Below are 13,262 nucleotides of genomic sequence, written 5' to 3' on the forward strand. Positions count from 1 at the left end.
AGGAGGGTTTTATATGAAAAAAGCGTTTGGTACGTTACAAAAAGTCGGTAAAGCGCTTATGCTCCCAGTTGCGATTTTGCCGGCAGCAGGTATTTTGCTTGCGTTCGGTAACGCATTGCAAAACCCAGCGTTAATCGAAAAAATTCCAGCGTTAGAAACAGGCTGGGTCGAAATGGTTGCGAAAGTGATGGAGCAATCTGGTGGTATTGTGTTTGCGAACTTGCCGCTTTTATTTGCGGTCGGGGTAGCCGTCGGATTAGCTGGTGGTGAAGGGGTTGCTGGTTTAGCGGCCATCATCGGCTACTTAGTCATGAACGTCACGATGAGCGTCATTTTAGGCGTGACATCAGACCAGATCGGCACAGATCCATCGTTTGCAAACGTATTAGGTATTCCGACGTTGCAAACAGGGGTATTCGGCGGGATTATCGTCGGTATTTTAGCAGCGTACATGTACAACAAATACTTTAACATCGAATTGCCATCTTACTTAGGTTTCTTTGCAGGAAAACGCTTCGTTCCGATTGTAACAGCTGCATCGGCATTAATTCTCGGTATTGCGATGACATGGTTATGGCCGCCTGTTCAACACGGCTTAAACGCCTTTTCGCACAACATGATCGATGCAAACCGTACGTTAGCGGCATTCATTTTCGGTGTCATCGAGCGCGCATTAATTCCGTTCGGTTTACACCACATTTTCTACTCGCCGTTCTGGTTTGAGTTCGGTCAATACGTCAACAAAGCAGGCGAGCTTGTGCGCGGTGACCAACGCATTTTCTTCGAACAAATTAAAGACGGTGCTGAATTAACAGCAGGTACGTTTATGACAGGAAAATTCCCGTTCATGATGTTCGGTTTACCAGCAGCTGCGCTTGCCATTTACCATGAAGCGCGTCCAGAAAACAAAAAAGTTGTTGCTGGTATTATGGCGTCTGCCGCATTAACATCATTTTTAACAGGAATTACAGAACCAATTGAATTTTCATTCTTATTCGTTGCGCCAGCATTGTTTGCGATTCATACGATTTTCGCCGGATTATCGTTCATGCTCATGCACGTGTTAAATGTCAAAATTGGTATGACGTTCTCTGGCGGTGTCATCGACTACTTATTATTCGGTGTGTTGCCGGGACGTACAGCATGGTGGCTCGTCATTCCAGTCGGTTTAGTGTTCGCTGTCATTTACTACTTCGGCTTCCGCTTTGCGATTCGCAAATGGGATTTAGCGACACCAGGTCGTGAAAAAGAAACGACAGATACAACAGCGACAGCGGATGCAGGCGAACTCCCGCACGAAATTTTAGCTGCGCTTGGTGGAAAAGAAAATATTGCTCATTTAGATGCGTGCATCACACGTTTACGCGTTTCAGTAAACGATATTCAACATGTCGATAAAGATCGTCTAAAAGCGCTCGGGGCGGCTGGCGTATTAGAAGTTGGAAACAACATTCAAGCCATTTTCGGACCAAAATCGGATATATTGAAAACACAAATTAAAGATATTATGGAAGGTCGCGTGCCGACAAAAGCGGTAGAAAAAGCGAAACCAACTGTACAAGCAACAGGTGAAACAGAACAAGTCGCATCTCCGTTAACAGGAAAAGTTGTGCCGCTTTCCGAAGTGCCAGATCAAGTATTTTCAACGAAAATGATGGGTGACGGATTTGCGGTTGAGCCAACAGAAGGGACAGTCGTATCGCCAGTCGATGGAACGATCGTTAACGTCTTCCCGACAAAACATGCGATCGGCATTCAATCAAAAACAGGTCGTGAAGTGCTTATCCACTTCGGCATTGATACAGTAAAATTAAACGGTCAAGGATTTGAAGCGCTCGTATCAGAAGGAACAGAAGTGAAAAAAGGACAGCCGATTTTGAAAGTAGATCTTGCATATGTGAAACAACATGCACCATCTGTTGTGACGCCAATTATTTTCACGAACTTGCAAGCAGGAGAAACGGTAAATATCGCGAAACAAGGAACAGTAACAAAAGGCGAAGATGTTGTCGTCGTTCAAAAATAATTTGCTTGCAAAATGCGTCATTTTTCGGTAAAAAAACATAGAGGGTTTTTGCCCTCTATGTTTTCAAAATATAAAGTGAGGAGATGAGCAAGATGGAAAAAACGTTTAAAGTAACAGCAGAATCTGGTATTCATGCCCGTCCAGCAACGATGTTAGTGCAAACAGCGAGCAAATTCGATAGCGACATTCAATTAGAGTACAACGGCAAAAAAGTCAACTTAAAATCGATCATGGGTGTCATGTCTTTAGGCATTCCACAAGGTGCGCAAATTACGATTTCAGCTGAAGGTAGCGATGCAGCAGACGCGATGAACGCATTAACAGAAACGCTAGCGAAAGAAGGATTAGCTGAATAATGAAACGATTGCAAGGGATTGCTGCATCGAATGGCATTGCCATTGCGAAGGCGTACCGTTTAGAACATCCAGATTTAACAGTTGAAAAACAAACGATTGAAAACCCAGCTGAACACGTTCGCCGCTTTCAACAAGCGCTCGCTAAATCGAAAGAAGAACTTGAAGCGATTCAAGCGCATGCATTAAAAGAGCTCGGCGAAGATAAAGCGGCCATTTTCTCCGCCCATTTGCTCGTACTAAGCGACCCAGAGCTCGTCCAAGCGGTCGAACAAAAAATTGAACAAGAGCGCGTCAACGCAGAATTTGCGCTTCATGACGTTGCCTCGATGTTTATCGCGATGTTTGAGGCGATGGATAACGAATATATGAAAGAGCGTGCAGCGGACATTCGCGACGTCACAAAACGTGTGCTTGCTCATTTATTAGGCGTGACGATTTCAAACCCAAGCATGATTACAGAAGAAGTCATCATTGTTGCAGAAGACTTAACACCGTCTGATACGGCACAATTAAACCGAAAATATGTGAAAGGTTTTACAACAGATATCGGCGGACGGACGTCTCACTCTGCCATTATGGCACGCTCGATGGAAATTCCAGCTGTCGTCGGAACGAAAGAAGCGACAGCAACCATTCAAAACGGCGATGTCGTCATCATTGACGGGCTTGACGGCGAAGTCATCATCAACCCGACAGAAGAAACGATCGCACAATATGAACAAAAACGTGCCGCATTCGCTGCCCAAAAAGCAGAATGGGCAAAGCTCGTTTACGAACAAACGACGACGGAAGACGGCCATCACGTTGAGCTTGCTGCCAATATCGGAACGCCAAACGATGTTGAAGGCGTGCTTGCAAACGGAGCAGAAGGCATCGGCTTATACCGTACCGAATTTTTATACATGGGACGCAACGAATTGCCGACAGAAGAAGAACAGTTTGAAGCATACAAAACGGTGCTAGAAAAAATGGAAGGAAAACCGGTCGTCGTTCGCACGCTAGACATTGGCGGCGACAAAGAATTGCCGTATTTAGACCTTCCAAAAGAAATGAACCCGTTTTTAGGTTTCCGTGCCGTTCGTCTTTGTTTAAATATGCAAGATATGTTCCGTACGCAAATCCGTGCTTTGTTGCGTGCAAGCGTATATGGCAACTTAAAAGTGATGTTCCCGATGATCGCGACGTTAGACGAGTTCTGTCAAGCGAAAGCTGTTCTTTTAGAAGAAAAAGAAAAGCTTGTCGCTGAAGGCGTTGCAGTATCCGATCATATCGAAGTCGGGATGATGGTCGAAATTCCAGCAGCCGCTGTATTGGCGGATCAATTTGCAAAAGAAGTCGATTTCTTTAGCATCGGAACGAACGACTTAATTCAATATACGATGGCGGCCGATCGCATGAACGAGCGCGTATCGTATTTATATCAGCCGTACAATCCAGCCATTTTACGCCTCATTCATAACGTCATTGAAGCGGCGCATAAAGAAGGCAAGTGGGTTGGCATGTGCGGTGAAATGGCGGGCGAAGAGCTTGCTGTGCCGATTTTGTTAGCGTTTGGTTTAGACGAATTTAGCATGAGCGCGACATCGATTTTACGCGTCCGCTCGCAATTAAAAAAGCTTTCCAAACAAGAAGCAGAGCGCGTAAAAGATCACATTTTATCGCTTGCGACTGCAGAAGAAGTCGTTCGTTTCGTGAAAGAAACGTTCCAACAATAAGAACCGATTGCTTCGGTTCTTTTTTTATGGCAAAAATCAGTACAAAACGGTCATAGACATCATATCGTAAACCTTTTATAATAAAACTACAACTTTATTAATTTTTCGACAACATTCGACATGGCTAAGGGGGGTCTACATTGTTTCGGTCATTAACGATGAAATTAACGGGCTTAATGGCTTTATTATTAATTGTTGCACTTATCGCTTCACAGACGGTCAATTATGTACAAATGGCGTCTGTGATGAAAAAAGATGCAAAAGTGCGCGCTGAGGAGCTTGTGACAGGGCTTGTTGACGATATTGAACATAGCTTCGCTAGCCAAGAAGATGCGCTAAAACAATTTAGTGAAACGAAAGGTTTTAAGACGTTTACAAAAACGGAAGATGCACAACTTTGGCAAGAGATCGATCAACAATTCGCGACGTTTTTAAACATTCATAAAAAAGTACAATTAGCTTACATCGGTACGGCAAACGGCAAGATGTATACGACGCCAGCTGTCGATTTGCCGCCAGATTTTGACCCGACGACGCGTCCGTGGTATAAAGCGGCCGTAGCAACACCCGACAAAGTCATTTGGACGGAGTCATACGTCGATGCGGTAACAAACGACTACATCGTCACGATCGCCAAAGCGATTGTTGAAAACGGACAAGTGATCGGCGTGATCGGTTTGGATATTTCATTGAATACGCTTGCAGAGACGGTCGAACAGTTCCGCGTCGGCTATAACGGCTATCCTGTCTTGTTTGACCAAAATAAATTGGCAATCGTTCATCCGCAGTACAAAGGAAAAGATATGTCTGACCATCCGGTTGTAAAAACGATGTTTGCAAAAGAACAAGGGGCGTATGAATACGAGCAAGACGGTGAAAAACGATTATTATATTTTCATACGATTCCAAAATTAAATTGGAAAGTCGGTGTCGTATATAAAGAAAAAGATTTATTAGCGACATTAACAACAATCGGAAAAACGTCATGGACGATTGTCGTCATCGCGACAATGGTTGCTTCCCTTCTTATTTATGCCGTATCGCGTTCGATCGTCAAACCAATTATTCAGCTCAATGAGCGCGTGCAACAAGTGGCGACCGGCGATTTAACGGTGCGCGTTGAGCCGAAAGGAAACGACGAAATTGCCCAGCTCACGAGCCACTTTAACGACATGGTATCTCATATGCGTTCGCTTATTGGCGAAGTGGATCGTTCCGTTACGGAACTTGGCGCTGCGGCCGATCATTTAAGCGCGGTGTCTGAAGAGACGATGGCGACGAGCGAACAAGTGACGACGGCGGTGACCGATATTGCAAAAGGCGTATCAGAGCAAGCGAGCAATTTAGATGCGATGAACGACCGCATGAACGACTTGTCCGAAAAAATGGGTGCGGTGACGCAGTCGGCAGAACGGGTGAAGCAGCTTTCCGACGAAACGAAAGACGCAAGTTATATGGGCATTGAAAAGTTAAACGTACTTCAAGCAAAATCAGCGGAATCGCAAAATGAATTGCGCTCTGTTGAAACGGTGATCGCTGATTTAGGGGAAAAAATGAAACAAATTGGCGCCATCATTCAGACGATTACAGACATTTCCGCCCAAACGAACCTTTTAGCGTTAAACGCTTCGATCGAAGCGGCGCGCGCAGGTGAGCACGGAAAAGGATTTGCGGTCGTCGCAGAAGAAGTGCGGAAGCTCGCGGAACAATCGGCACAAGCGACAGAGCAAATTCGTCAGACGATTACGTCGATTCAACAACAAGCTTCTCTTGCGACTGAAGCGGTTGACCATACGAAACAAATGAACGACCAGCAACAGCAAGCGGTTAACGAAACGGCCGAGTCGTTTATGCATATTGCCACGATGATGGAACAGTTAACGTCAGCGATCGAACATATTTTTACACAAATTCATGACGTCAATGAAAATAAAGAACAAATTGTTGCAGCATTACAAAACTTAGCAGCGATTTCAGAACAATCGGCTGCATCGGCACAAGAAGTGTCCGCATCATCGGAAGAACAATTAAAAGCGTTAAGCACCGTCACAGAAGCAGCAGAGCAGTTAAACGACATGAGCCGCACGTTGCAGCAATTGATTCATCGTTTTCGTGTATAAAGCTAGGTATGATGCCTAGCTTTTTTTACATTTTAGTAACAATTTTTTTCCTTGATTTTTTTTCACATAATCATTACGATAAATTTAGGATGAAAGACCTATATTTGTTTGTTTTTTGGAGGAGAGGGATATGGATGGCTCGCTGATGGCGGCGCTAGAAAGTTTGCGCATTGCGCTTTGCGCGACGCGCGTGGCGATTTTTCGCTTACATACGTCAAATGAAACGTATACATTACGACGCACCGATTACGTACAAACCCCCTCTTTACGCCTTCCGTCACGCGACGAAATCGTACTTCCAGCGGAAGCTGTTCGATGTGTAGCCCATTTATATGACGGAAATGTGTTCGTCGGGCATACAGATGAATTACAAGGGGATGTGCGCACCGTTTTCGAACAACATGCGATTCAATCGTTTATGATTGCCCCCATTTTTATTCACGATGAACGATGGGGGTTTTTAAGCGTTGTCGATTGCGAACGAAGACGAGTGTTTTCCGCACATGAACGCGCCATTTTTTTTGCGCTTGCCCGCACGGTTGGCGAGTCGATGAAACGGGAACAGACGGTAAAAGAACTTCAACAGCTCAAACTCGACATGGAACGAATGAATGCGACGTTGCAACGAAAAGTGGAAGAAGAAGTGCGAAAAAACCGCGAAAAAGATTTTATGTTAATCGAGCAGTCGCGCTATGCGACGATGGGGGAAATGTTTAGAAACATCGCGCATCAATGGCGCCAGCCGTTAAACGTGCTCGGTCTACTGTTGCAAGATATACAAGAGGCATACGCGTACGGGGAGTTAAACGAATCGTATTTGCGCACGTCCATTCGAAAATGTTTTATTCAAATTCAACATATGTCGCGCACAATTAACGATTTTCGCAACTTTTTTAGGCCGCATAAAGAAGCGATTCATTTTCGTCCCATTCAAGCCATTCGGCAAGCGTTAAAAATTATTTCCGCAAGCTTAGACCATTACAATGTGCAACTTCACGTTCAAAACCGCACGCGAGCGCACATGTACGGATTTCCGAACGAAATGAGCCAAGTGCTTATTAATTTATTGACGAATGCGTGCGAGCAGTTTGCCGAGCGCGATGTCGAACGGCGAATCATTTGCATTCGCACGTATGCGGACGACTCATTCATTTACATTCAAGTGAAAGATAACGCAGGCGGCATCGATGAAACGATCGTTTCGCGCATATTCGAACCGTACGTCACGACGAAAAAAGACGGAACGGGTCTCGGATTATATATGTCAAAAATGATTGTGACGAAAATGGGAGGAGAACTGCTCGCTTCATCATCGAAAAAAGGAGCGACGTTTACGATCCGCATGCCGCGCAGTGAAGGGGGAAGGGGTTTATGACGAATATGAAAGTGTTGTACGTCGAAGATGAGCCAGGGGCGCGCGAGATGTTAATGCGCTTATTAAAGCGGCGCATTCGCGATGTGAAAGTAGCGAAAAACGGTCAAGAAGCGCTCGAATTATTTACGACGTTTCAACCTGACATTGTGATTACAGACATTAAAATGCCTTTGCTTAACGGGTTAGAGCTTATTCGCCGCATTCGTGAAAGCGATGAACATGTACAAATTATTATTACGACCGCTTATGATGATAACGACTTTTTCATTCGCGCCATTGAGTACGGCGTCAACCATTTTATTTTAAAACCGATCGACCATGAAAAGTTTTTACAATCGTTGCAACATTCCATTTATCAACGCCAACTTGAGCGCGAGCTAGAAAAGCAAAAGCAATATACGCGCACGATCATCGACTTTCAAGAAAATTTAATATGCATTTTAAATGCCGAACGTTTACTCGATTGCAATTTATCGTTTCAACGTTTTTTCGGACGAGAAACAATCGAACAGCTCCGGGCTGGTCAAACACACATATGCGACTATTTTATTGCTGAGCCTGGGTATTTTTATGTCAAAGGGGAAAAACGATGGCTTCGCCCGCTTATTGATCGCACCATTCCGTTTTTAAAAGTGAAGATGACGTGTAAACAAGCGGAAGAGCATGTGTTTTTGTTAAAGGCGACGTCTTTTCCTGATGAACCGGATTCCTATTTAGTCGTTTTTACGGATATTACTGCACTTGAAGAAGAAAGCAAACGAAATGAATTTTTAGCGACGAAAGATCCGTTAACGAAAACGTTTAACCGGCTGAAGTTCGATGAATTGTTTACGCGTGAAATTCATCGGGCGAGACGATATAAACAGCCGTTTTCCATTATTTTATTTGATATTGATCATTTTAAAAAAGTAAACGATACGTACGGCCATGACGTTGGTGATATCGTCTTGACGCGCATGTGTGAAGCGATTTCAAACCGTTTGCGCGATTGTGACATTTTCGCGCGCTGGGGCGGGGAGGAATTCATTATTTTAGCGCCGGCGACATCGCGAGTAGGGGCGTATCGTTTAGCCGAATCGCTTCGCCGCCTCGTAGAAACGGTTCATTTTCCGAAAGTGGGGCATATTACGTGCAGCTTCGGCGTGTGCGAATACGAACAAGGAATGACGAAAGAGCAAATGGTCAAACGGGCAGACGAAGCGCTATATGAAGCAAAACGAGGAGGAAGGAATCGCGTCATTGTTAGCGAATGTATATGTGAAGGGGAGGCGATGAAATGAAGACAGCCATTGTTGCAGCATCAAGCCAAGGGCTTGGGAAAGCGATTGCGACAAAACTTGTTTCACAAGGAGTAAACGTCATGTTAGCGAGCCGCAATGAACGAGCGTTGCATGCGGTAGCTGAACAACTGAATGCGCTCGGAAAAGGGAAAGCAGCGTACGTCGTAACAGACGTAACGAACAACGCGATGATCGAACAACTCGTGGAAAAAACAGTGGCGACATTTGGCGACATTCATGTATTAGTCAATAACGCTGGCGGTCCTCCAACGGGAACGTTTGCGACGCTCACAGATGACGATTGGCAACACGCGTTTGAGTTAAATTTACTCAGCTATGTTCGGCTCATTCGCGCTGCGTTGCCACATTTAAAAAAGACGAGGGGAAAAATTATCAACATTGCCTCATCGTCCATTAAAGAGCCGATTCCAGGGTTGCTTTTGTCTAATACGTTTCGGCTCGGTATCGTCGGTTTGACGAAAACGCTCGCGCAAGAGCTTGCCCCATACGGCATTTTAATCAATACCGTTGCTCCTGGGCGCATCGCAACGGAACGCGTCGCCTATTTAGATGAACAAAACGCCAAAAAACTCGGCATTCGCAAAGAAGAAATGGAAGCGCGCATGAAAGCGACTATTCCGCTCGGGCGCTACGGTACGCCAGAAGAATTTGCGAACGTCGTCGCCTTTTTATTATCAGATGAAAATACGTACATGACCGGACAATCGCTTTTAGTCGATGGCGGCATGGTGAAAGCGATTTAGATGGGAGAGAAAAGGATGGAAACGATCGGGTTTATCGGACTAGGTGTAATGGGGAAAAGCATGGCAAGAAACTTGCTTCGCGCTGGCTATTCGCTCGTTGTCTATACGCGCACAAAAGCGAAAGCGGATGACTTGTTAGCGGAAGGGGCAGTATGGAAAGAGACGGTAAAAGACGTCGCACAAGCGGCCGATGTCATCATGACGATGGTCGGTGAACCGCCTGATGTTGAACATGTGTATTTTGACGCGGACGGCATTCTTGCCCATGCGAAGCGCGGAGCGTACGTCATTGACTTTACGACGTCAAAACCTTCGCTTGCGATTCGCATTTACGAAGCGGCAAAAGAAAAAGGCATATATGCGCTCGATGCGCCTGTGTCAGGCGGCGATATTGGTGCGCGCGACGGTACGTTATCGATTATGGTCGGTGGAGATATGGAAGCGTTTTCTGCGTGCATGCCGTTATTTTCACATGTAGGAAAAAATATTGTTTGGCAAGGGAAAGCGGGGGCAGGGCAACATACGAAAATGTGCAATCAAATTGCGATTGCGACGAATATGATCGGCGTTTGTGAAGCGCTCGTTTATGCTGAAAAAGCAGGATTAGATCCAGAGCGTGTACTGCAAAGCATTTCACAAGGGGCGGCATCGAGTTGGTCGCTATCTCATCTTGCTCCGCGTATGCTTGCTGGCGACTTTGCTCCCGGCTTTTACGTGAAACATTTCATTAAAGATATGGGCATTGCCCTTGCGGAAGCAGAAACGCTCGGGTTGTCGCTTCCGGGCTTAAAGCTTGCGAAACAATTGTATGAATCGCTTGCTTCGCGCGGTGAAGAGCTAAGCGGCACACAAGCGTTATACAAATGGTATAAAGAGTGGTAAAAAAAGGTGCTGTTAGCGAGCACCTTTTTTTATATACATTTCAATGCGATCGAGCCCTTTTTGTAACGTATCGATTGAACAAGCGTATGAAAGGCGAATATATCCTTCCCCGTATGTAGAAAATGCGCTTCCGGGCACGACAGCGACTTTTGCTTCTTTCGCAAGCTGTAACGCAAAATCAAATGACGAATGATGAAACTTAGCAATCGACGGGAATATGTAAAATGCCCCGTTCGGCTTTTCGACGTCAAAGCCAATTGTGCGAAGTCGCTCGTACACATATTCCATCCGTTCGATATATTGCACTTTCATCTCGTGCGCATCGTTCATTCCGACCGTTAACGCTTCGAGCGCGGCTTGTTGTGAAATCGATGTCGCGCATGACACGTTATATTGATGCACTTTTAACATATGTTCCACGATCCATTGTCGCGCAAATACAAAACCGATGCGAAATCCGGTCATCGCATGCGATTTGCTGACGCCGTTAATGACGATCGTCTGATTAGGAAGCCATGTCGCAATGGATTCGTGTTTGCCTGTAAACACGAGCTCGCTATAAATTTCATCCGAGATGACCCAAATCGGCTTGTCTTTGACAAGTTCAGCGATTTGTTGCAATTCGTCTCTCGTTAACGTCATTCCCGTTGGATTAGACGGATACGGAAGCACGACACAACGCGTTCGTTCGTTAATGAGCGGCTCTATACGTTCCGCTAGCAGTTTAAAGCCAGTTTGCCGCGTGTCGACGTAAACGGGTGTCGCCCCGCATAAACGAATAATCGGCTCATATCCCGGATAAACAGGAGCGGGGAGAATGACTTCCGATCCTTCCGTTAAAATGGTGCGAAAGGCAATATCGAGCGCTTGGCTTGCCCCGACGGTGACGATTACTTCATCGGCACGATAATGCAAGCCGTATTTCGTTTTCACAAAGTGACAAGCGGCTTCACGTAAAGGCAAATATCCGGCGTTATGCGTATAAGATGTAAATTGTTCATCGAGCGCGCGCTTCGTCGCTTCTTTAATATGTTCAGGTGTCGGGAAGTCGGGTTGCCCGATCGTTAATGAAATCATATCTTTCTCGTTCGCAACGAGATGAAAAAATTGCCGAATGCCAGATAGTTGAATATGGCGTACACGTTCATTCATTGGAAGCATCATGATCGTTCACCTTTCTTCGTTTTTTCTTTATTAAACAATAAAAGGTGAACGTTTCGCAATGTGTTTTGCTGAAAACGTTCACCTTATGTGCTGTTCTGTCGTGTCACAGTCGATCATGCCATATCCTCCAAGTGACGATAGCGTTGAAGAAGCTCATTGTATTGGGCTGAGAGGGTAAGAAACAACGCTTCATCCCGCTGCTCAAGCGACTGATCAATGTCGCGCATGAGCCGATCTCTTTCGTAACGGAATAACGCCTGTTCGATAACGAATTGTGCAACTTGCTTATAATCGGTGAGATCGTACGGCTGCGATACGAGCGCCATATCATTGTATTTTTCATACATGTTTCATTCCCCCTTAGCGAGAAGAATAATCTTCTCCCTTTTCTACATTATAAAGAGTTTTTTGTAAATTGTAAATAAAATTTCGAAAAATAAAAATAAAAAAATAAAAGCTGACGAACGCCAGCTTCATATATTAATAACCGTAATCCCAGTCGATTTCTTCATCGTGCCAAAGAACTGCTTCAATTTGCTCATCTACTACTTCTTCTAGTCGTTCTTTCTCCACATCTTCAACGATCGTCACCGTATGGTTTTCTTCAAAAAGAATGGCTAACCCTTTCATGCCGACACCTTCTCTTTTCGTGTTTTTCTTCACAATCATTGTAACGCGCTTCGCTCGTCCACGTCTATGATGTTCATGAAACTGTCAACCTTTTTGTTTTTTCTGAAAATAACAACGAGTACATTGCCTTTCTCTCTTATGCTACAATACATATGGAACATAAGACATGGAGGCATCATATGTTTACTTCGGTCATTAAACCGCTCGTCGTTAATATCGCTATTTTATTTTCGCTTATTTTTAATGTGAATTTATTTTTTCCGTTTCGTAGAAAAATGACCTTCACATGGAAGCAAAAAGGAATATACGGCATCGTTTCATCAGCAACTGCTCTTTTATGTATGATGTATCCGATTCAACCGCTAGCGGGAACGAACTTCGACTTTCGTATGCTCGTCATTTTAGTGACGACGTTATATATAGGCAAAACGGCAGGACTGTTATGTACGGTGACGGTCGTCGTTGGCCGTTTTATTATTGGCGGACCGTTCGCTTATCCGGGCATAACGGTGTCCGTGTTTGCGTATATCGTTGGTGTGTTGTTTCGCTCATCGTTTTTTAACGTGAAAAGAAAAGTGTTATACGGGATTATGATCGTGTTCATTTACCTCATTTTATACATTGCGACGATTATATACGCTGTTCCCCCGCTTTCTTGGCGGTTTTATATCGTTTATTTCTCTTGTTTCATCGCAATGTTTTTCGCTATCGTATATGTGATTGAGCGGCTCATTCAGTTTAATGAACAGTTTGACGACATGATTTACGTCGATAAGCTTGCGACCGTGAGCGAAATGGCTGCCTCGTTCGCCCATGAAATTAGCAACCCGCTTACAACTGTGCGCGGCTTTGTGCAATTTTTAAGCGAAGATACGAACGATGAAAATGTAAAAAAGTTTGCCCCAATGATTTTAGAGGAGTTAGATCGAACGAACGAAATTATTACCGAA

12 protein-coding genes are annotated in these 13,262 nt (G+C 44.8%); 9 read left to right on the forward strand and 3 right to left on the reverse strand.

Features of this window, described 5'->3' with window-relative positions; genetic code table 11:
- Nucleotides 1–13 precede the first annotated feature (13 nt).
- The 8 genes from ptsG to V7Z64_RS07630 all read left to right on the forward strand — a co-directional run bounded on the left by ptsG (nt 14) and on the right by V7Z64_RS07630 (nt 10,518).
- Nucleotides 14–2,026, forward strand: a complete 2,013-nt coding sequence (ptsG, locus tag V7Z64_RS07595) for a glucose-specific PTS transporter subunit IIBC (protein WP_297992078.1) — start codon at nt 14–16, stop codon at nt 2,024–2,026.
- Nucleotides 2,027–2,109: 83 nt separating this feature from the next.
- Nucleotides 2,110–2,382, forward strand: coding sequence for a phosphocarrier protein HPr (locus V7Z64_RS07600; protein WP_277812878.1), 273 nt, complete (start codon nt 2,110–2,112; stop codon nt 2,380–2,382).
- Nucleotides 2,382–4,097, forward strand: coding sequence for a phosphoenolpyruvate--protein phosphotransferase (gene ptsP / locus V7Z64_RS07605; protein WP_297992076.1), 1,716 nt, complete (start codon nt 2,382–2,384; stop codon nt 4,095–4,097). Before V7Z64_RS07600 ends, ptsP begins: the two co-directional genes overlap by 1 nt.
- A gap of 140 nt (nt 4,098–4,237) precedes the next feature.
- A complete protein-coding gene (locus V7Z64_RS07610) occupies nt 4,238–6,217 on the forward strand; it encodes a methyl-accepting chemotaxis protein (protein ID WP_297992074.1) in 1,980 nt (659 codons plus the stop codon).
- Between the two features lie 130 nt (nt 6,218–6,347).
- Nucleotides 6,348–7,592 (forward strand): GAF domain-containing sensor histidine kinase, encoded by a 1,245-nt coding sequence (locus tag V7Z64_RS07615; RefSeq protein ID WP_297992072.1) that lies wholly within the window; start codon nt 6,348–6,350, stop codon nt 7,590–7,592.
- Nucleotides 7,589–8,872, forward strand: a complete 1,284-nt coding sequence (locus tag V7Z64_RS07620; protein WP_297992070.1) for a GGDEF domain-containing response regulator — start codon at nt 7,589–7,591, stop codon at nt 8,870–8,872. The genes V7Z64_RS07615 and V7Z64_RS07620 overlap by 4 nt, the downstream gene beginning before the upstream one ends.
- Nucleotides 8,869–9,636: an SDR family oxidoreductase gene (locus V7Z64_RS07625; RefSeq protein ID WP_297992067.1), complete on the forward strand. Its 768-nt coding sequence runs from the start codon at nt 8,869–8,871 to the stop codon at nt 9,634–9,636. The genes V7Z64_RS07620 and V7Z64_RS07625 overlap by 4 nt, the downstream gene beginning before the upstream one ends.
- A 15-nt stretch (nt 9,637–9,651) precedes the next feature.
- Nucleotides 9,652–10,518 (forward strand): NAD(P)-dependent oxidoreductase, encoded by an 867-nt coding sequence (locus V7Z64_RS07630; RefSeq protein ID WP_297992064.1) that lies wholly within the window; start codon nt 9,652–9,654, stop codon nt 10,516–10,518.
- A 12-nt stretch (nt 10,519–10,530) separates the two neighbouring features.
- Here the strand turns inward: V7Z64_RS07630 and V7Z64_RS07635 are convergent, their stop codons facing one another.
- The 3 genes from V7Z64_RS07635 to V7Z64_RS07645 form a co-directional block, all read right to left on the reverse strand.
- Nucleotides 10,531–11,682: an aminotransferase A gene (locus V7Z64_RS07635; RefSeq protein ID WP_297992062.1), complete on the reverse strand. Its 1,152-nt coding sequence runs from the start codon at nt 11,680–11,682 to the stop codon at nt 10,531–10,533.
- Nucleotides 11,683–11,795: 113 nt separating this feature from the next.
- A complete protein-coding gene (locus tag V7Z64_RS07640) occupies nt 11,796–12,029 on the reverse strand; it encodes an IDEAL domain-containing protein (protein ID WP_297992059.1) in 234 nt (77 codons plus the stop codon).
- A gap of 133 nt (nt 12,030–12,162) precedes the next feature.
- Nucleotides 12,163–12,351 carry a hypothetical protein gene (locus V7Z64_RS07645; protein ID WP_334109943.1) on the reverse strand — a complete coding sequence of 63 codons (189 nt, stop codon included), beginning with the start codon at nt 12,349–12,351 and terminating at the stop codon, nt 12,163–12,165.
- 140 nt (nt 12,352–12,491) lie between these two features.
- Between V7Z64_RS07645 and V7Z64_RS07650 the strand changes: the two genes are divergently transcribed.
- The coding region (locus tag V7Z64_RS07650; protein ID WP_334109945.1) for a histidine kinase dimerization/phospho-acceptor domain-containing protein at nt 12,492–13,262 on the forward strand (771 nt) is incomplete at its 3' end.

The sequence above is a fragment of the Anoxybacillus sp. genome (genome assembly GCF_036834105.1).
GTDB lineage: Bacteria > Bacillota > Bacilli > Bacillales > Anoxybacillaceae > Anoxybacillus.

What these genes read in the sequence shown, in the direction of transcription:
- ptsG (WP_297992078.1), top strand. Translation starts at nt 14, where the DNA reads ATGAAAAAAGCGTTTGGTACGTTACAAAAAGTCGGTAAAGCGCTTATG.
- V7Z64_RS07600 (WP_277812878.1), top strand. Translation starts at nt 2,110, where the DNA reads ATGAGCAAGATGGAAAAAACGTTTAAAGTAACAGCAGAATCTGGTATT.
- ptsP (WP_297992076.1), top strand. Translation starts at nt 2,382, where the DNA reads ATGAAACGATTGCAAGGGATTGCTGCATCGAATGGCATTGCCATTGCG.
- V7Z64_RS07615 (WP_297992072.1), top strand. Translation starts at nt 6,348, where the DNA reads ATGGATGGCTCGCTGATGGCGGCGCTAGAAAGTTTGCGCATTGCGCTT.
- V7Z64_RS07620 (WP_297992070.1), top strand. Translation starts at nt 7,589, where the DNA reads ATGACGAATATGAAAGTGTTGTACGTCGAAGATGAGCCAGGGGCGCGC.
- V7Z64_RS07625 (WP_297992067.1), top strand. Translation starts at nt 8,869, where the DNA reads ATGAAGACAGCCATTGTTGCAGCATCAAGCCAAGGGCTTGGGAAAGCG.
- V7Z64_RS07630 (WP_297992064.1), top strand. Translation starts at nt 9,652, where the DNA reads ATGGAAACGATCGGGTTTATCGGACTAGGTGTAATGGGGAAAAGCATG.
- V7Z64_RS07635 (WP_297992062.1), bottom strand. Translation starts at nt 11,682, where the DNA reads ATGATGCTTCCAATGAATGAACGTGTACGCCATATTCAACTATCTGGC.
- V7Z64_RS07640 (WP_297992059.1), bottom strand. Translation starts at nt 12,029, where the DNA reads ATGTATGAAAAATACAATGATATGGCGCTCGTATCGCAGCCGTACGAT.
- V7Z64_RS07645 (WP_334109943.1), bottom strand. Translation starts at nt 12,351, where the DNA reads ATGATTGTGAAGAAAAACACGAAAAGAGAAGGTGTCGGCATGAAAGGG.